Here is an 18,064-nt window from a genome sequence, read left to right on the forward strand (position 1 = left end):
TGCATGGTCGGCCCGGGCGTTCGCCTCCCGCTGCCACCGATCCGGCGGGGATCAGTGTCTGCGGGCGGCCGGTGGTTCGGCGATCACTCGGCCGTGTCTGCGGCCTTGTCAGCGGACGTGGCCGGAGCCTTCTTGGCGGCAGCCGCCTTGGCGGGGGCCTTCTTCGCCGGGGCCTTCTTGGCGGGGGCCTTCTCCCCGCCGTCGGCCTCAGCTTCGGCCTTCTGGGCGGCGGCGGTCTTGGCCGGGGCCTTGGTGGTGGCCGACTTCGCAGCGGCCGTCTTGGCGGGGGCCTTCTTCGCCGGGGCCTTCTTGGCGGGGGCCTTCTTGGCCGTAGCCTCCTCGGCGTCCGCCGAGCCCTCTGCCTCAGACTTCGCGGCAGCGGCCGTCTTGGCCGGAGCCTTCTTTGCCGGGGCCTTCTTCGCAGGAGCCTTCTTCGCGGGGGCCTTCTCCGCCTCGGCCGGGGAATCGGCCGAGGGGGCGGAATCAGCAGAATCGGCGGAGTCGGCAGAATCCGCGGAATCGGCCGAGGCAGCGCTGTCTTCGCCACCCGGCGTGACGAAGGCGGTCAGGTCGACGGCCTTGCCGGCGGTGTCGGTGACCACGGCGTACTCGAGGACCTTGGCGAGGGCCTTGCGGCGGCGGACCTCACCCATGATCATCGGCACCTGGCCGGCCTGGTCCAGCATCTGGGCGAACTGGTTCGGGTCCATGCCGTACTGCTGGGAGGTGGAGATGATGTACTCGATCAGCTCGCCCTGGTCCACGCCGACCTCTTCGGCGTCGGCAACCTTGTCGAGGATGATCTCGTTGCGGAAGGCCTCGCGGGCGTTCGACTCGACCTCGGCGCGGTGCTCCGCGGTGTCGTGGTCGTCACCCTCGGAGTGACCCTGCTGGGAGAAGTGCTGTTCGATCTGCTCGTTGACCACGGAGTCCGGGACCGGCACCTCGACGAGCTTCACGAGTTCCTCGAGGACCTTGTCACGGGCCTCGACGCCCTGGCCGGTGACGGCGCCCTCGGCAGCCTTCTCCTTCAGGTCGGCCTTGAGCTCGTCGATGGTGTCGAATTCGGAGGCCAGCTGGGCGAAGTCGTCGTCAGCCTCGGGCAGCTCGCGCTCCTTGACGCCACCGAGGGTGACCTTGACGGTGGCCTTCTCGCCGGAGTGGTCGCCGCCGGCCAGGACGGTCTCGAAGACCGCGTCTTCACCGGCGGACAGGCCTTCGAGGGCCTCATCCATGCCGTCGAGCATGGTGCCGGCTCCGACCTGGTAGGACAGATCCTCGGCGTGGTCGACCTGCTCGTCCCCGACCGTGGCGGTCAGGGTGATGGTGACGAAGTCGTCCTTGGCGGCGGGGCGCTCCACGGTCTTGAGGGTGCCGAAGCGGGAACGCAGCTCGTCGAGGGCCTTCTGCTCGTCCTCCTCGGACGCGGCGGCCGGCTCGACGGTGACCTTGAGTCCCTTGTAGTCGGGCAGCTCGACCTCGGGACGGATGTCCACCTCGACGCTGAACTTCAGCGGGCCCTCGGCTTCGCCGTCAACGCCGGGCATGGAGGTGACCTCGACCTCGGGACGTGCCATCGGGGTGGTCTCGGTCTGCGTCAGGGCTTCCTGGTAGTAGTCGTTCAGGCCCTCGTTGACGGCCGTCTCCACCACGTAGCCACGGCCGACCCGCTGGTCGATGAGGCGCGCAGGAACCTTGCCCTTGCGGAAGCCGGGGACCTGGATCTGGTTCGCCACCGTCTTGTAGGCCTGGTCCAGGCGCGGCTTGAGGTCCTCGAAGGGGACCTCGACGTCCAGCTTGACCCGGGTCGGGCTGAGGTTTTCTGCGGTGCTCTTGACCACGTGGGACTCCTGTGTGGATTGATCGTCTCGTCTATATGGCGCGGATGGGCCCGGCCGTCGGGCATCCGGTGAATCAGGCCGCCCCGGCAAGCGGGGCGACCATGACGTCGGGGTGACAGGATTTGAACCTGCGGCCTCACGCTCCCAAAGCGCGCGCTCTACCAAGCTGAGCTACACCCCGCAGACGGCCCTGGCCATTTCTGGCCAGAGACCAGTGTACGCATGACGGCCCCATACTCCGCATTTCTGCGGCGTTCAAGCCCGGGCCGCACCTCTGCGCCGCGCCGACGTGGGGCTGTTTTGCTGCTCACACGGCCTGCTTGATACGATCGTCTTCGCTGCGTTCGGTAGATGCCCCCAAAAAGGACACACATCCCAACCGACGCCGTGGGGATGTAGCTCAATGGTAGAGCCCCAGTCTTCCAAACTGGCTACGCGGGTTCGATTCCCGTCATCCCCTCCGCTGCATCACGAAGGCCCCGGATCCGTCCGGGGCCTACGTGTTTAATACCCACACGTCACAGCATAACTCTTGCCTTATATAAGACTCGATGCAATCATGGATCCATGCACGCTCTCGACGTCCTGGGTGACCCCGTCCGGCGCCGCATCCTGGAGATGCTGGCCGGGGGCGAACTCAGCGCCGGAGAAGTCGGCACTCAGGTGCAGGCCGAGTTCGGGATCAGCCAGCCGGCGGTCTCGCAGCAGCTGAAGGTCCTTCGCGATCACGGCTTCGCCACCGTGCGGCCCGAGGGCACGCGGCGGCTCTACGCGGTTGATCCCCAGGGGCCCCGGGAGGCCAGCGACTGGCTCAGTCCGTTCGAGCAGTTCTGGCGGCCGAGGCTGGATGCACTGGGGACCGAACTGGCCCGGGGCAAACGCCAGCGGAGACTGGCGGCTGAGCGTGCAGCAGTGGAGCCCACCGTGGACAACACCGAACACCACCATCCTTCCCAACAGGAGTCATGACATGGTCGATATCCAGAACCAACTCTCCGCTGTCACACGCGGCCTCTCACTCGAGGACCGGGACGGCGAACCCTCACACGTCCAGACCCTCGAGCAGACCTACCCGGCAGGGCTCGAGGATGTCTGGGAGGCGGTCACGACAGCCGATCGCATCGCCCGCTGGTTCCTGCCGGTCAGCGGCGACCTTGGCCTCGACGGCCAGTACCAGCTCGAGGGCAATGCCGGCGGAACCGTGCTGGAATGCACCCCTCCCGCGGACGGCACGGCACGCTACCGGATCACCTGGGAATTCGGCGGGGGCGTCTCCTGGGTGACCGTGCGCCTGGCCGCCGAGGGCGACTCGACGCGATTCATCCTCGAACACGTCGCCCGCGCTGCAGACCTCCCGGAGGGGATGTGGGACACCTACGGCCCCGGCGCCACCGGAGTGGGCTGGGACGGCGGCCTGCTGGGCCTGGGATTGCACCTCGGCGCCGTCGAAGGCTCCCTCTCACCCCAGGAAGCCGAAGCCTGGGCCTTCACCGAGGAGGGCAAGCGGTTCTACCGCGGAGCCGCAGACGGTTGGGCGGCCGCCCACGCGGCCGCCGGCGCGGATCCCACGGTGGCGGCCCGCGCGGCGGACGCCACCTATGGCTTCTATACCGGGTCGGACGCCTGATCCCGCACCCCGGGGCTGTCCAGCCCCGGGGTGGCTCGGCCCTACCCGCAGCTCACCGGAAGTCCTCCACGGCCAGGTCCGCGGACGGCGTCGTGTCCATCGCAGTGATGAACCCCCAGGCGTCCGGCCGGGAGCCATCCACGTCGGTCACGCCGTAGTGCCGGGCCAGTTCGAAGGAACTGACGGACCGGGTGTTCCACTGGGCCCGCTGCGGATCGGCCGCCAGCTCCACGATGCCGCGGGCGAGCAGGGCGGGGGTCTCCGAGATCACGAACTCGTAGGGCGGGACCACGTCGGTCTTCCCGCGGTTGGCTGCCGCCGACTCGCGCCACGTCTGCTCGGTGACGCCGAAGGCATCCAGCATCATCTCCGAGCGCAGCCATCCGGGTGAGACGGAGACCGCCGTGCCCCCGTGGGCCTTCAGCTCGTGTCCCTCGGCGAAGGCCAAACGGTCCACGGCGGTCTTCGCGAGGTCCAGGAACACGGTCTCCCGGAAGTGGCCCTGGTTGTAGTCCCGGGTCCCGTCGGTGGTCTCCACCACCAGGCCCCCGGGGTGGCGGATCAGCAGGCCCAAGGCTGCGTGGCTGGTCAGCAGGTGGGTGCGGAAGCCGGCGTCGAAGAGCCGCATGCCGTCGTCGAGGTCGTACTCCCACAGCGGGATGCCGAACTCCACGTAGGCCTCTCCCCCGATGTCGTTGATGAGGATGTCCAGCCGGCCCTGTTCCCGGTCGATCCGCTCCACGAGTTCACGGACGGCGCTCACCTCGAGGTGGTCCACGATCACGGCATGGGCTGTCCCGCCCTCGGCCCGGATCAGGCCGGCGGTCTCCTCGACCGTTTCCGGCCGCCCGTAGTCCGAGGGGTGGCCCGCCGTGGAGCGGCCCGTGCAGTAGACGACCGCCCCAGCTCGGCCCAGTTCCCGGGCAATGGCCCGGCCGGCACCGCGGGTGGCTCCGGCCACCAGGGCGATCCTTCCCTCCAGGGCCCGTGGGCGTTGACCGGCCGGCTTCGTTGCTGCCGTTGGTCCGGCGGATTCGGTTTCTTCCGTTGGTTCCATCGCCATGACTGCGTCCACTCCGGTTCTCGTGTTCGATCAATGTCTGTGCTCCCCATGGTGGCGCCCATTCATGACACCTCATGTCATCAATTGGTTAGGGTGTTTCGTGCGCACCACCCGGCTGTTGGAGATCATGATGGACCTGTCACGCCGTCAGCAGACGTCCGTCCGGCAGCTCGCCGACCACCATGGGGTCTCCCCCCGCACCATCCAACGGGACCTGACGGCACTGCACCAGCTTGGAGTGGCGGCCGGAGGACTTCTCCCTGGCGGCCTACTGGGAGGCCAGCAGGACGGCCTTCGAGGCCTCCGTCCGGAGCCTTCCGGTCCGCCTGTCCCTCCCCATGACCTCTCGCGAAGCCCTGCAGAACGCGGTCCCGGGACGGGGAACCGAGTCGGCCGTGGCGTCGGCGCGCCATGAAGGTGACCGGCTGGAGCTGGGCCTGCTCATGGAGCACCAGGACATCACCGTGGCACAGCTCCTGCAGGTTCCAGGCGTCGAGGTACAGGAGCCACCGGCAGTACGGGAGGCGTTGTACCGCCGCGGCGCAGAGCTGGTCGCCCGCAACCGCTCCAGGACTCCCGACGATCGTGAAGAGTCCCGTTGATCATCATGGGGAATGCTCATGATCACCGGGAATCGCGGGGCTTCACCCCGTCGGTCACCCCGTGAGCTGACAGCCCGGGCACCAGAAGAGCTTCCGGGCCTGCATCTCGGCCAGCCGGACCGTGGTCCCACAGACCCGGCAGTCCATCCCGTCCCGCTGATACACGTAGTACGCGTTGTCCGGCCACACCGGTGCCAACTGACCGCACCCATCCAGCCCATCCGGCCCAGCCTTCGTGGCACGGTGCTCGGGGCGCGTGGTGATGATCTTGCCGTCCCGGACGCCGTCGTTCATCAGCGCCACGAGATCCTGCCAGAGGGCGCTGCCGGCCTCCCGCCCCAGCGCCCGCCCCGGCAGGTACGGGTCGATCCCCTGCCGGAACAGGGACTCGGCGCGGTAGATGTTTCCCACCCCGGCCAAAACGTTCTGATCCATCAGCAGCTGCCCGAGCGCCACCCCGCGGCCGGACACCCGCCGCAGGAACTCCTCCGGCCCGGTTCCGGGCACGAGCGGGTCCGGTCCCAGGCGGTCGACGACGGCGGCCGCCTCGGGCGGCGTAATCACCTCGCACGCACTCGGGCCGCGCAGATCCGCCCACCCGTGGGCGGAGACCAGCCGGACGCGGACCTGGCCCACCGGTGCCGGCGGGCCGGCGTACCCGGGTGCGGCGCCGGCGTCGTGCGCTGGGGTGTCCGCTGCCGTGTCTGCAGGCGCCGCCGGCGCGTCGAAGGTGTCCGTCTCCCCCATCCTGCGCGGTGCGCCGATGCTGGAGGCACCGCGGAACGTCTCATCGCCGCCGAAGCTCCAGGCGCCGTACAGGCCGAGGTGGACGCGGAGGACGAGTGCGGTGCCGGTGTCCTGGCCGAAGTCGAGGAACAGGTGTTTGCCGTGGGCCCGCGCCGCGGTCAGCGTGGCTCCGTCGATCAGGCGGGCACCGGCGGCGAAGCGGCCCTGCGGGGAGATCACCTGCAGGCGCTCACCGGCGAAGACGTCGGAGAACTGCCGGGCGAGGCGGTGGATCGAATGGCCCTCGGGCATGGGTCAGGCCACCGTCAGCTGACGATCTCGCGGGTCTGCTCGTAGTGCGCGATCTTGCCGATGCGGCGCACGTGGCGGGCGTCGCCGGAGAAGGGCTCCGCCAGGAAGGCCTCGATGAGGGCGGTGGCCTCCTCGAGGGAGTGCTGCCGGCCGCCGACGGCGATGACGTTGGCGTCGTTGTGCTCACGGGCGAGCCGGGCGGTGTCCAGGTTCCAGGCCAGGGCTGCGCGGATGCCGCGGACCTTGTTGGCGGCGATCTGCTCACCGTTGCCGGAACCGCCCAGGACGATTCCGAGCGCCTCCACCCCGGACTGCTGGTCCACCACCACGGCGGCGGCCGCGTTGATGCAGAACGCCGGGTAGTCGTCCTGCGGGTCATAGGACTGGGGTCCGTGGTCGACCATCTCGTAGCCGGCGGCCGTCAGGTGCTCGATGAGGTGGGCGCTCAGCTCGAGGCCGGCATGGTCGGTGGCGATGTGCACGCGCATGGGTCTGCTCCTGCTGTCGGCATCTGGCGGGTTCTCGTCCGGCCGTGGCGATGGGGTGGGATACGGTCGGGACCAGCGACCAGCCTACCGGGGCGCATCCCCTACCCGCAGGGGTGTGTCCGGTGGCACAATATTCCGTGAACCAGTTATCCAGCATTCGCTTCACACCAAGGTGCCTGCTGGTCCTGTCCGCCCGATGGCTCCTGTGCGCCATCAGCTCTATCCGTTTCTGTCCGTTCCCGATCGACCGGAGGCCACGTGCCCACTCTGAACATCACCCGCACCGAGGCCGCCGAGCGTGCCGCAGCCCTGAGGGTCGCCTCCTACGAGGTCGACCTGGACCTCACGGTCGACGGCGACCACTTCCGTTCGGCGACCACCGTCACCTTCTCCGCGGCGGAGGCGGCCGTGGGCACCAGCACGTTCATCGACTTCGTCTCCACCCAGGCGCCGACCGTCACCCTCAACGGAGATGTCCTGCCGGCGGAGGCCTTCGACGGCACCCGCATCGCCATCGGACCGCTGGCGGCCGAGAACGTGCTGGTGGTGGACGGGCTGGCCGACTACATGAACACCGGTGAGGGCCTGCACCGCTTCGTGGACCCGGTGGACGGGGAGACCTACCTGTACTCGCAGTTCGAGGTCCCGGATTCCCGCCGCATGTTCTCGGTCTTCGAGCAACCGGACCTCAAGGCCACGTTCGCCTTCACCATCACCGCCCCCGATCACTGGGCCGTGGTCTCCAACTCCCCCACCCCGCAGCCGGCCCCCGCCGAGGGCGCACGGGACGGGGCTTCCACGTGGACCTTCGAGCCCACCCTGCGGATCTCCTCCTACATCACCGCGCTGATCGCCGGCCCCTACCGGTCCACCCATTCGGAGCTGACCAGCTCGGACGGCCGGACGATCCCGCTGGGCGCCTACTGCCGCGCCTCGCTGTTCGAGTACCTTGATGCCGAGAACATCTTCGAGCTGACCCGCCAGGGCTTCGAGTTCTATGAGGCCCAGTTCGGCACCCCGTACCCGTTCGCCAAGTACGACCAGCTCTTCGTGCCGGAGTTCAATGCCGGGGCCATGGAGAACGCCGGCGCCGTGACCTTCCTGGAGAACTACGTCTTCCGCTCCACCGTCACCGAGGCCATGGTGGAGCGCCGCGCCATCACGATCCTGCACGAGCTGGCCCACATGTGGTTCGGCGACCTGGTGACCATGAAGTGGTGGAACGACCTCTGGCTCAATGAGTCCTTCGCCGAATTCATGTCCACGCTCTCCGCCGCGGAGAACACCCGCTACACCGGGGCCTGGACCACGTTCTCCGCCATGGAGAAGAACTGGGCCTACAAGCAGGACCAGCTGAGCACCACGCACCCGATCAAGGCCGAGATCCGGGACCTGGACGACGTCCTGGTCAACTTCGACGGCATCACCTACGCCAAGGGCGCGTCCGTGCTGCGCCAGCTCGTGGCCTGGGTGGGCCAGGAGAACTTCATGGCCGGAGTCCGCGCCTACTTCGGCAAGCACGCCTGGTCCAACACCGAGCTGCCGGACCTGATGCGTGAGCTTGAGGCCTCCTCCGGCCGCAACCTGACCGAATGGACCCGGTTGTGGCTGGAGACCTCGGGGGTGAACACCCTGTCCGTGGAGGTCGAGACCGCCGGGGCATCCAGCTCCGGCACCACTGACGGCGGAACTCCCGACGCCGGCGCCATCACCTCCCTGCGCCTGCACCAGTCAGCGCCGGAAGACCAGCAGCCCGGGGACGCCGTGCTGCGACCGCACCGCATGGCCGTGGGCTTCTACTCCGCGGACGACTCCGGACGGCTGGTGCGCACCCACCGGTTCGAACTCGATGTGGCCGGAGAGGTCACCGAGGTCATGGAAGCCGCCGGCTTGGCGCGCCCGGACCTGATCCTGCCGAACGATGACGACCTGGCCTACGCCAAGATCCGCCTGGACGACGCCTCCTGGTCCTTCGTGGCCACCCACCTGAAGGATGTGGCCGAGTCCCTGCCGCGCACTCTGCTGTGGGGTGCCGCCTGGGACACCGTCCGTGATGCCGAGGCCACAGCCGGATGGTTCACCGACCTGGTGCTGTCCAACATCGGCGAGGAGCGGGATTCCTCCGTGGTGCAGACCCTACTGCGTCAGCTGGCCACCACGCTGTCCCAGTACGCGGCGCAGGAGCACGCCGTGCAGCTGCGCATCTCCACAGCGGACCGACTCCTGGACCTGGCCCGGAACGCGGAGGCGGGCTCGGACAACCAGCTCCAGTTCACCAAGGCGTTCGCGGCCGCGGCCCGCTCGGAGGGGCAGCTGGACACGCTGGCCGCCCTGCATGCCGGGACCGAGTCCCTGGACGGGCTGGACCTGAACACGGACCTGAAGTGGGAGATGCTCACCGGGCTCGTGGCCGGAGGCCGCGCCGGCGAGGCGGAGATCGCTGCCGCCGAGGCCGCCGATGCCACCGCCACCGGTGCCCTGGCGGCCTCGCAGGCTCGCGCCGCGGTGCCCACCATCGAGGCCAAGCGCACGGCGTGGGACCAGGTGGTGAGCGGGGAACTGTCCAACATGACCCAACGCAACGTGCTGCTCGGCTTCAACCGCGTGCACGATCCGGCCCTGTTGGCCCCGTTCGCCGCCGAGTTCTTCGCGGGTGTGGAGGAGCTGTGGGCCTCGCGTTCGCACGAGATGGCGGAGTCAGCAGCGATCGGGCTGTTCCCGGGTGCCCAGGTCTCCCAGGAGACCATCAATGCCGCGAACGCCCTGGTGGGGCGCTCGCGGGGCACGCAGGCCGCCCTGTCCCGCACGGTGGCCGAGTCCCGCGACGAGATGGTCCGCGCCCTGGCCGCTCGACAGGCAGACGCCGCCGGCTGACCCACCCCTGGCAACTGGAGGTCGGAAGCGCCCCACGCTACCGGCGTGCCGCCGGCGTCTCGGGTGCGCTCTCGGCCTCCAGTTGTCCTGTGGAGTCGGGGAGGATCCGCTGTTCCCCGGCGTAGATGACGAAGCGGTCGCCGCGGACGAAGCCGGCCAACGTCATCCCGGCCTCCCGGGCCAGATCCACCGCCAGCGACGACGGCGCGGAGACGGAGGCGAGCATCGGCACCCCGGCCATCATGGCCTTCTGGGTGAGTTCGAAGCTGGCCCTCCCGGAGACCATCAGGGCATGCCCGGACAGGGGCAGCCTTCCCTCCAGCAGGGCCCAGCCGAGGACCTTGTCCACGGCGTTGTGGCGGCCTACGTCCTCACGCACCGTCACCAGCTCGCCCGTGGCGGTGTTGAACAAGCCGGCGGCGTGCAGCCCGCCGGTGCGGTCGAAGACCTTCTGCCGCTCGCGCAGCACCTCGGGCATCTGCAGGACGAAGGCCTCGGTGACCTGCATCGGGTCACCGTCCACAGGGAACCGGGACTGGGTGCGGACGTTCTCGATGCTGGTCCGCCCGCACAGACCGCAGGCGCTGGACATGAGCACCTGGCGTTCCATCTCCGGGGCCGGGGCCTGGACTCCGGGCCGCAGGACCACGTCCACGGTGTTGTCGGCCTCCTCCGCACCGGGGCCGAAGTCACGGCCGCAGTACCGGACGGAATGCACCTCGTCGGCGGCCCCGATCAGCCCCTCGCTGAGCAGGAAGCCCACGGCCAGGGAGAAGTCCTCCGTGGGCGTGCGCATGGTCACCGCCAGCCGCCGGCCGTTCACCCGGATCTCCAGAGGCTCCTCGGCCGCCAGCACGTCCGCCCGGGCGTCACGCTCCCCGGCCTTGACCCTGACCACGCGGACTCGCGATTCACTTCGTGCCATGACTCCATCTTCGCCCCCGGCCCGCTTTCCGTCGACTTCGGGTGGGTCTCGACGCCCGACACCCCCACGAAGTCGACTGAAAACGCGGAGGTGAGTGCGCCGCGGTCTAGTGATGACGCCGCGGACTAGGCTGGCTCCATGCCCCAGGACCGCCACGCGCACACCGCAGAACGGACGCTCCGCCAACGGACGCTGCCCCAGATCGGCGATTCCGGACAGGATCTCCTGTCACAGGCCTCCATCGCCGTCGTCGGCGCCGGAGGGCTCGGCTCGCCCGTCATCAGCTACCTCGCGGCCGCCGGCGTCGGCACCCTGCACGTCATCGACGACGACCATGTGGAGCTGAGCAACCTCAACCGCCAGACCCTGCACGGCGTGGACACCCTCGGCGGACTCAAGACGGACGGCGCGGTGTCCGCTGCCCGGCGCCTCTCCCCCGAGACCACGGTCATCCCGCACACCGTCCGCCTGACGGACGCCAACGCAGCGGACCTGCTCGCCGGCGCGGACCTGATCATGGACGGCAGCGACTCCTTCACCACCCGCTTCATCGTCCACCGGGCCGCCACGGCCCTCGGCACACCGGTGGTCTTCGGCGCCCTCATGCAATGGAGCGCCCAGGTCACCGTCTTCTGGTCCGATCCCCCCGCGGCCTCCGGCCTTCCCGCCGTCGTCCTCACCGATGTCTTCCCGGACAATGCCTCCACCCATGCCGCACCCGGCTGCGCCGAGGCCGGGGTCCTGGGCGCCGTCGTCGGGATCACCGGCTCCCTGATGGCCCTGGAGGCGATCAAACTCGTCCTCGGCACCGGCACGCCGCTGTTGGGACGGATGATGCTGATCGACGGGCTCTCCGGCACCACCACGGACATCCCCCTCGCGCCGTCCGCCCCGCCCAACCCGTCCGGGCCGGCTTCGCCTTCCACGCCGGCCTCCCAGTCCGCACCGTCTGGCCTTGCCGCTTCCGCCGCCGCATCAGCCGGAGATACCGCCCGCGTGGTCCCGATCGCTCGCTCTGACGTGGATCCGGCTGCCGTCTGGCTCGACGTCCGGAGGCCGGAGGAATCCCGCAAGCGCCCCGGCCCGCCCGGTACGGTCGAGCTGCCCCTCGACCGGCTCCTGCGTCTGCAGGGCGGCCCTGAGTTGCCCTTGCCTCCCGATCATCCGCTGGCAACCGTCCAGGCCGCCCTGCGCCCCGATTCCATCGCCAGTTCGCCGGCTGGACCGACATTGCTCCCCTTCTGCGCGGCCGGCCCACGGAGCGCGACGGCGGCCCGTCACCTGGCGCGCCTCGGCTGGCCCGTCCAGGGGTACCTGGACGGCGGACTTCCCCCAGCAATCACCGAGCCCCCAGGAGACCCCCGTGGCTGAGGCCCGCTACCGCAGCACCGTCGAGGACCACCAGCGCCGGATCCTCGCCCTGGCTCCCCTCCTGCCCGCAGACACCCTGCCCCTGGCCGAGGCCACCGGGCTCACGCTGGCCGCCGACGCCACCGCCACCCTGGACCTGCCCCCGTGGGACAACTCCGCCATGGACGGATACGCCGTCCGGTCGGAGGACACCACGCGAGCCTCCGCGCAGGCACCGGTCCGCCTGGACCTCATCGCGGAACTTCCCGCCGGCACGGAGGCCGACCCGGCGCTGGCCCCCGGCCAGGCGGCCCGCATCATGACCGGCGCGCCGATGCCCACGGACGCGGACGCCGTCGTGCCCCTGGAGGATGCCGTGGGCTGGGACCCGGCCGCGCCCACCGCCGGCACCGAGACCCCCGCTCACGTGGAGCTCCACCACCCTGTGATGGGGGGACGCCATCTGCGGCGACGTGGGGAGGACGTGCTCGCCGGAGACCTCGTCTCCCCCGCCGGCCGGCCGTTGACACCGCACCGGCTGTCCGCGCTCGCCGCCGCCGGTATCGCCGAGGTGCGGGTCCGGCGCCGGCCACGGGTCGTGGTCGTCAGCACCGGTTCAGAGTTGGTGGCCCCCGGCGAATCGGTCCGCCGCGGCCAGATCCCCGACTCCAATAGCCTCCTGCTGGCGTCCCTGGCGGCGGCCAGCGGCGGGCACGTGGCCCACCGGGGCCGGGTCTCCGACGACCCCGCCGAACTGCAAGCCGTGCTGCGATCCACCCAGGGCGCCTCTGACGCCGTGATCCTCACCGGAGGAGCCAGCGTGGGGGCCCATGACGTCGCCCGGCTCGTCCTGGCGCCGGACTCACCGGGCGGCACCGTGCACTCCATGCAACCCTTTACGCACGACGGCGGCGCCCCGGCCCCCGAGGATCCCACCGTGCGCTTCGACCGGGTCGCGGTCCAGCCGGGCAAGCCCCAGGGCTTCGGCCTGCTGCCGGACGGGCGGGCCGTGTGGTCGCTGCCGGGCAACCCGGTCAGCGCGTGGGTGTCCTACCTGCTGTTCGTGGAGCCGGGGCTGCTGGCCATGCAGGGCCGCGATACGCCGGTGGCCCCCTGGTACCCGGTGATCACGGAGGAGGGCTGGCGATCACCGCCCGGGCGGGAGCAGTTCGTGCCGGCACGGGTGGTCTCCGGCCCCGGGGAACCGCTGCGAATCGCCCAGGCCACCGAACGGGGCTCCGGATCCCATCTGGCCGGCCGGATGGCCCGCGCCACCGGACTGGCCCGCGTGCCCGCCACCACCGACGCGGTGTCCGCCGGAGACACCGTCCTCTACCGAGCCCTGGAGGCCTGATGACCGAATTCCCTGCCGTCCCACCCACTGCTGCCGGCTCCATCGACGCCGGAGCCGAGGGCTTCACCCACCTCGCCGGTGACGGCTCGGCCCGCATGGTCGATGTCACGGCCAAGACGCCCACGATCCGCAGCGCCACCGCCGAGGCCACCGTGCTCGTGGCCGCGGAGGTCCTCGAGGCCCTGACCGGGGGCACCGTGCCCAAGGGTGATGTCTGGGCCGTGGCCCGGATCGCCGGCATCCAGGGCGCCAAGAAGTGCGCCGAGCTCCTGCCCCTCGCCCATGTGATCGGCGTCCACGGCGCCACGGTGGACTTCGAGGTCGGCCCCGATCGCATCCGCATCATCGCCACCACCCGGACCGCCGACCGGACCGGGGTGGAGATGGAGGCCATGACCGCCGCCTCCGTGGCCGGGCTGGCCATGGTGGACATGGTCAAGGGCCTGGACCGAGCCGTCGAGCTGACCGGAGTCCGGCTGCTGGAGAAGACCGGCGGCCGCTCCGGCACGTGGCGCCGTGACGACGCGGGTCACCCGGCAGCGCCGGAAGCCTCAGAGGCATCAGGTGCCCCGGATGCCCCGGTCGCCCGTGGCTGAGACGCTGGCGGCGATCGTCCTGGCGGGAGGGGGGTCCACTCGCATGGGCCGGGACAAGGGCTCGATCGTGGTGGATCCTGCCGAGGGAGCCACCCTGCTCGAGCGCACCGTCCAGGCCGCCCTGTCGGCCGGCGCCACCACCATCGTCGTGGCCGGTGACCGGCCGGTGCGTGCTGCGCCCACGGTGCAGGCCGTGCAGACCGTGCCGGCGTCTTCCCCCACAGGCTCGACGGGTCCAGAAGGCTCCATCCTGGACTCGCCGGCCGTCCGGTTCGTGCGGGAGGACCCACCGCGGTCCGGCCCGGTCGCCGCCCTGGACGCGGCACTGACCGCCCTGACCGCCCTCGAGGCAGATCGCGTCCTAGTGCTGCCCTGCGACCTGGCCGATCCGGTGGCGGCCGCCCGTGAGCTCGTCCGGGCCTTCGACCGCACCCTGGCTGGGGTCCCGGACGGCCTCGTGGATGGGGCCCTGGACGACGGCGGCCACGACGGCGTCGTCGCCGTGGACTCCACCGGTCGCCGCCAGCACCTGACGGCCCTCTTCCAGCTTCCAGCCCTGCGTCAGCACGCCGCACGTCCCACCACGGACGGTGGCACCCGCGTCACCCGCGTGCGGGAGCGGGTCGCCGGCCTGGACCTGCTCGAGGTTCCCGAACCGGCAAGCCGCCCCGGTCTCTGGGACGATATGGACACCCCCGAGGATCTGCAACGCCACCAGCCCCACCCGGCAGGATCCGCCACGACACCACCAGGAGCTCCCGTGCCTGAGAACAGCACCACCGAACCCCACGCCGGCGAGGTCTCGCCCGGCACACGCCCCGGCACCCACCGCGACATCCAGCAGGACATTCCCGGACTGGCGGACTGGCTGGACGCCGTCGCCGGAGAACTGGGCCTGCCGGCCTCCGTCGTGCTCCCCGGTCCCCTGCTGGACGTGGCCCGAGACGTGGCCCACGGGGTCCTGAGACCCGGGGCCCCAACCTCGACCTACCTGATCGGCGTCGCGACCGGGCTGCAGCTGGCCGGTCAGGAGCGAACACCGGAGGAGATCGCCGACCTGGTGGACAGGCTCTCGGCACGGGTCCAGGATCTGGCCCTCGGCTATGATCCGACAGGGGGTGAGGGCTGATGGCCCGGATCCGTCTCTTCGCGGGCGCCGCTGACATCCTGGGCGCCTCAGAACTCACCGTCGAGGCCGCCACCGCGGGCGAACTGCGCCGGCTCCTGGTGGTCGGCCACGGGACCAGCGCCGAGCAGGTCGTCTCCCGTTGCTCCCTGATGGTCGACGGCGTGCGCGCGGCCGAGGACGACCACCCGGTCCAGGCGGACTCCCTCGTGGACGTCCTGCCGCCCTTCGCCGGCGGCTAGCTTCCAGCAGACGGGCCGGCGTCAAGTGACAGGCCGTCAAGGGGCGGGTCGTCAGCCGCCGATGGCGTTCATGCCGCGGCCGGGCTGGACGAAGTCCGGATCGTCGATGCCGTGACCGGCCTTCTTGGCCCCGACCGAGATCTTCATGGCCGCCGCCAGGTCCACGTCCGACGCTGAATCCCACAGCAGGGTCCGCAGATCGGTCTCCTCCCGGGCGAACAGGCAGTTGCGCATCTGCCCGTCAGCGGTGAGTCGCAGGCGGTCACAGTCGCCGCAGAAGGGCTTCGACACCGAGGCGATGACGCCCACGGTGTGGGGGCCGCCGTCGACCGTGTAGAGCGCAGCCGGGGAGGAACCGCGGCCGGGGACCTCCGCGAGGTCGAAGCGCTCGGCGAGCCGGGCGAGGATCTCCTCGCCGGAGACCAGGTTGTCCCGCTTCCAGGTGTGCCCGGCGTCCAGGGGCATCTGCTCGATGAACCGCATCTGCGCGTCCTGGGATACGGCGAAGGCCACGAGGTCCGCCAGCTCGTCGTCGTTGACCCCGCGCATGGCGACGGCGTTGAGCTTGAGCGGGCGCAGCCCGACGTCCCGGGCGGCGGCGATCCCGGCCAGGACGTCGGCGTGCCGGTCACGGCGCGTCAGCTGGCGAAACTTCTCCGGCTGAAGGGTGTCGATGGAGATGTTCACGCGGGAGAGTCCGGCCTCGTGCAGGGCGGGCAGCCGCCGGTCCAGGGTGATCCCGTTGGTGGTCATGGCCACCGGCAGGCGCCCACCCCCGGCAGCATCGGGCAGCTCGATTCCGGCGAGCCGGGCCACGATGTCCTCGAGGTCCTGGCGCAGCAGCGGTTCGCCGCCGGTCAACCGCACCCCGGTGATGCCGTGGTCCACCGCGATCCGTACCAAGCGTTCAATCTCGGCGGCCGAGAGCAACTGGTCCTTCGGCATGAACGGGCCGGCGTCCTCGGGCATGCAATACGTGCAGCGCAGCGAGCACTTGTCCGTCAGCGAGACGCGCAGGTCCCGGTGGACGCGCCCGAATCCGTCCGTCAGGGACCGGTCGGTCCCCTCATGGGGCCCGACGCCGGCCAGCTCGGCCGGGGTGGGCAGCAGCCTCCTGGCTTCGGGGCCGGGTGCCGCTGCTGGCGCGGTGTCCGCGGCGCCGGCGGGGCGTGCGCCCGGCCCGGTCGCGGTCCGGGTGGTCAGGGTGATCGGCACTGAGGTCATGGCAGTCCCACCCAGTGAGCCTCGCCGGAGGCGGTCTGTTGCTTCTTCCAGATCGGGACCTCGGCCTTGATGTCCTCCACCACGCTCCGGCACACCTCGAAGGCTTCGGCCCGGTGCGCGGAGGCCACGGAGACCACCAGGGCGAGGTCGCCGACGTCGAGGTGTCCGATCCGGTGCGCCGCCGCGACCCGAACCTCCCCGCGCGGGTCCCCGGGGACGCGGACGTGACGCGCCACGATCCCGGCCAGCACAGCGCCCGCATCCGGATGCGCCGAATAGTCCAGCGAGGTCACCGTGCCGGTGGCTTCCGGATCATGGTTCCGGACGATGCCAGTGAACGTCAGGGCTGCCCCGCAGGCAGAGGTCACGACCGAGGACTCCAAGACCATCGGGTCCAGGGGCTCGTCGGTCACCCCGGTGTGGACCGGTGCGGCCGGGCGGGGCGTTGTCGAGACGGGCCGCAGGGTGGCTGCATCCTCAGTGGCGGGCATGGTCGCCACCTCCGCCGAGTTGCTCGACCAGGTGCGCCAGCAAGGGCGCCAGTAGGGGAATGCCCTGGTCCGTGGCACGCAGGGAGCCGGGGAGGTTCACGACCACGGTCCGGCCGATGATCCCGGCGCGTCCGCGTCCCAGGGCGGCGGTGGGGGTCTGCGCGGCACCCTCCCGGCGCAGCATCTCAGCGATGCCGGGCAACTCCCTGCCGATGAGCCCGTCCATGGCCTCGGGCGTCACGTCCCGCGGGGACACCCCGGTCCCGCCGAGGGTGACCACCACGTCGGCCCCATTGCCCTGTGCCGCACGGACCCCGGACCGGACGGACTCGACCCCGTCCGCCACGATGGCCCCGTCCGCCGTCCACTCGCTCAGGTACTGGGCTGCCAGTTCGAGGGCGCGCGGTCCGGCCGTATCCGGAGCCTGACCCGCATGGGCCCGGTCGGAGACGGTCAAGATGTGGATGTGTGGCATCAAACCTCCCAGCGTGACTCGAGTCTAGGGTGACTGGGGCGGTCCGGCCAGCGGCGCCACCCCAGTCACCACCCAGCGGCACCACCCATGTGGAGCGTGGCGGAGCCGAAGCACGGCTGCGACGCCGCGGGCGGTACCGTAGAGAACGTGGAACACTCCTTCTCCCTGCATGCCGAATGGACCGGAAACCGGGGCTCCGGCACCTCCGGATACAAGGACTACGGCCGTGAGCTCGTGGTCCGCGCCGAGGGCCCCGGCGAACTCAACGGCTCCGCCGCGCGGGCCTTCCACGGGAGCGACTCCCGGTGGAACCCCGAACAGCTCCTGCTCGCGGCCCTCGCCGAGTGCCACCTGCTGTCCTATCTCCAGGCCGCCACGCAGGCCGGGGTGGTCGTCACCGGCGCCTCCGTGCGCGCGGAGTGTGTGCTGACCCATGACCACGACGGCGGCCGGATCACCTCCGCGACCCTGGTCCCGGAGATCTGGCTCGCCGACGAAGAGCAGCGGGGCACCGCTGACGGACTGCACGCGAAGGCCCATGAGCAGTGCTTCATCGCCCGCTCCGTCAGCTTCCCCGTCACCATCAGGCCGCAGCAGGTGCGCCGCCATCAGAACCAGAACCTGCCGGAGTTCGGCAGCCGCCTGGGCGCGCCCATCGCGGTGCTGAAGCCGCGCCAGGGCAAGGCACCCAGCCAGGTGACCGGCCTGCAGGACCGGCCCACCGCGTCGACCGGCCAGCGACCGCCGC

Annotated in this window: 17 protein-coding genes, 2 tRNA genes and 2 pseudogenes; 12 read left to right on the forward strand and 9 right to left on the reverse strand. The window is 70.7% G+C overall.

Translation table 11 applies throughout. From position 1 onward, the window contains the following. Positions 1 to 83: 83 nt before the first annotated feature. Together tig and AB0333_RS11110 are read right to left on the reverse strand one after the other, a co-directional pair. Positions 84 to 1,841, reverse strand: a complete 1,758-nt coding sequence (gene tig / locus AB0333_RS11105; protein ID WP_366218749.1) for a trigger factor — start codon at positions 1,839 to 1,841, stop codon at positions 84 to 86. A gap of 107 nt (positions 1,842 to 1,948) precedes the next feature. Then, positions 1,949 to 2,022 (reverse strand) — tRNA-Pro (locus tag AB0333_RS11110). A gap of 208 nt (positions 2,023 to 2,230) precedes the next feature. Here AB0333_RS11110 and AB0333_RS11115 point away from each other — a divergent pair. The 3 genes from AB0333_RS11115 to AB0333_RS11125 all read left to right on the forward strand — a co-directional run bounded on the left by AB0333_RS11115 (position 2,231) and on the right by AB0333_RS11125 (position 3,468). Next, positions 2,231 to 2,301, forward strand: a tRNA-Gly gene (locus AB0333_RS11115). A gap of 107 nt (positions 2,302 to 2,408) precedes the next feature. After that, on the forward strand, positions 2,409 to 2,810 hold the full coding sequence (locus AB0333_RS11120; protein WP_115931075.1) for a metalloregulator ArsR/SmtB family transcription factor: 402 nt from the start codon (positions 2,409 to 2,411) through the stop codon (positions 2,808 to 2,810). Between the two features lies 1 nt (position 2,811). Next, a complete protein-coding gene (locus tag AB0333_RS11125) occupies positions 2,812 to 3,468 on the forward strand; it encodes an SRPBCC domain-containing protein (RefSeq protein WP_366218750.1) in 657 nt (218 codons plus the stop codon). Positions 3,469 to 3,520: 52 nt separating this feature from the next. Here AB0333_RS11125 and AB0333_RS11130 read toward each other — a convergent pair whose 3' ends face one another. Next, positions 3,521 to 4,531, reverse strand: a complete 1,011-nt coding sequence (locus tag AB0333_RS11130; RefSeq protein ID WP_245952056.1) for an SDR family oxidoreductase — start codon at positions 4,529 to 4,531, stop codon at positions 3,521 to 3,523. A 130-nt stretch (positions 4,532 to 4,661) separates the two neighbouring features. On the opposite strand from AB0333_RS11130, the pseudogene AB0333_RS11135 reads away from it, so the two are divergent. Both AB0333_RS11135 and AB0333_RS11140 read left to right on the forward strand, forming a co-directional pair. Continuing rightward, positions 4,662 to 4,712 (forward strand): annotated as a pseudogene (locus AB0333_RS11135) (hypothetical protein); the annotation flags it as partial. Positions 4,713 to 4,764: 52 nt separating this feature from the next. Then, positions 4,765 to 5,133 carry a hypothetical protein gene (locus tag AB0333_RS11140; protein ID WP_245952055.1) on the forward strand — a complete coding sequence of 123 codons (369 nt, stop codon included), beginning with the start codon at positions 4,765 to 4,767 and terminating at the stop codon, positions 5,131 to 5,133. Positions 5,134 to 5,187: 54 nt separating this feature from the next. Here AB0333_RS11140 and AB0333_RS11145 read toward each other — a convergent pair whose 3' ends face one another. Next, complete coding sequence (locus AB0333_RS11145) at positions 5,188 to 6,171, reverse strand: DNA-formamidopyrimidine glycosylase family protein (RefSeq protein ID WP_366218751.1); 984 nt, start codon at positions 6,169 to 6,171, stop codon at positions 5,188 to 5,190. 14 nt (positions 6,172 to 6,185) lie between these two features. Then, positions 6,186 to 6,659, reverse strand: coding sequence for a ribose-5-phosphate isomerase (locus AB0333_RS11150; RefSeq protein ID WP_366218752.1), 474 nt, complete (start codon positions 6,657 to 6,659; stop codon positions 6,186 to 6,188). 258 nt (positions 6,660 to 6,917) lie between these two features. Between AB0333_RS11150 and pepN the strand changes: the two genes are divergently transcribed. Continuing rightward, the gene (pepN, locus tag AB0333_RS11155) at positions 6,918 to 9,533 is read left to right on the forward strand and encodes an aminopeptidase N (RefSeq protein ID WP_366218753.1); all 2,616 of its coding nucleotides are present in this window, start codon (positions 6,918 to 6,920) and stop codon (positions 9,531 to 9,533) included. Positions 9,534 to 9,570: 37 nt separating this feature from the next. Here pepN and fdhD read toward each other — a convergent pair whose 3' ends face one another. Next, the gene (gene fdhD / locus AB0333_RS11160) at positions 9,571 to 10,458 is read right to left on the reverse strand and encodes a formate dehydrogenase accessory sulfurtransferase FdhD (protein ID WP_366218754.1); all 888 of its coding nucleotides are present in this window, start codon (positions 10,456 to 10,458) and stop codon (positions 9,571 to 9,573) included. A gap of 138 nt (positions 10,459 to 10,596) precedes the next feature. Here fdhD and AB0333_RS11165 point away from each other — a divergent pair, with 138 nt between their 5' ends. Genes AB0333_RS11165 through AB0333_RS11185 form a run of 5 tightly spaced genes read left to right on the forward strand, consistent with a single transcriptional unit; the run spans position 10,597 to position 15,126 of the window. Beyond that, on the forward strand, positions 10,597 to 11,829 hold the full coding sequence (locus AB0333_RS11165) for a HesA/MoeB/ThiF family protein (protein ID WP_366218755.1): 1,233 nt from the start codon (positions 10,597 to 10,599) through the stop codon (positions 11,827 to 11,829). Next, positions 11,822 to 13,162, forward strand: coding sequence for a gephyrin-like molybdotransferase Glp (gene glp, locus AB0333_RS11170; protein WP_366218756.1), 1,341 nt, complete (start codon positions 11,822 to 11,824; stop codon positions 13,160 to 13,162). The genes AB0333_RS11165 and glp overlap by 8 nt, the downstream gene beginning before the upstream one ends. Further along, positions 13,162 to 13,758 carry a cyclic pyranopterin monophosphate synthase MoaC gene (gene moaC / locus AB0333_RS11175; protein WP_366218757.1) on the forward strand — a complete coding sequence of 199 codons (597 nt, stop codon included), beginning with the start codon at positions 13,162 to 13,164 and terminating at the stop codon, positions 13,756 to 13,758. The genes glp and moaC overlap by 1 nt, the downstream gene beginning before the upstream one ends. After that, entirely contained in the window at positions 13,736 to 14,887 is a 1,152-nt protein-coding gene (locus tag AB0333_RS11180; protein ID WP_366218758.1) for an NTP transferase domain-containing protein, read from the forward strand. The genes moaC and AB0333_RS11180 overlap by 23 nt, the downstream gene beginning before the upstream one ends. Next, a complete protein-coding gene (locus AB0333_RS11185) occupies positions 14,887 to 15,126 on the forward strand; it encodes a MoaD/ThiS family protein (protein ID WP_366218759.1) in 240 nt (79 codons plus the stop codon). The genes AB0333_RS11180 and AB0333_RS11185 overlap by 1 nt, the downstream gene beginning before the upstream one ends. A gap of 51 nt (positions 15,127 to 15,177) precedes the next feature. On the opposite strand, the gene moaA is transcribed toward AB0333_RS11185, so the two are convergent. Genes moaA through AB0333_RS11200 form a run of 3 tightly spaced genes read right to left on the reverse strand, consistent with a single transcriptional unit; the run spans position 15,178 to position 17,316 of the window. Next, positions 15,178 to 16,350 (reverse strand): GTP 3',8-cyclase MoaA, encoded by a 1,173-nt coding sequence (gene moaA / locus AB0333_RS11190; RefSeq protein ID WP_366218760.1) that lies wholly within the window; start codon positions 16,348 to 16,350, stop codon positions 15,178 to 15,180. Further along, positions 16,347 to 16,841 (reverse strand): molybdenum cofactor biosynthesis protein MoaE, encoded by a 495-nt coding sequence (locus AB0333_RS11195; protein ID WP_366218761.1) that lies wholly within the window; start codon positions 16,839 to 16,841, stop codon positions 16,347 to 16,349. The genes moaA and AB0333_RS11195 overlap by 4 nt, the downstream gene beginning before the upstream one ends. Next, positions 16,828 to 17,316, reverse strand: coding sequence for a MogA/MoaB family molybdenum cofactor biosynthesis protein (locus AB0333_RS11200; RefSeq protein WP_366218762.1), 489 nt, complete (start codon positions 17,314 to 17,316; stop codon positions 16,828 to 16,830). The genes AB0333_RS11195 and AB0333_RS11200 overlap by 14 nt, the downstream gene beginning before the upstream one ends. An 87-nt stretch (positions 17,317 to 17,403) precedes the next feature. Here AB0333_RS11200 and AB0333_RS11205 point away from each other — a divergent pair. After that, positions 17,404 to 17,892, forward strand: a pseudogene (locus AB0333_RS11205) (OsmC family protein); the annotation flags it as partial. Positions 17,893 to 18,064 lie beyond the last annotated feature (172 nt).

It is taken from the genome of Citricoccus sp. NPDC079358, assembly GCF_040702545.1.
In the GTDB taxonomy this organism is placed as follows: domain Bacteria; phylum Actinomycetota; class Actinomycetes; order Actinomycetales; family Micrococcaceae; genus Citricoccus.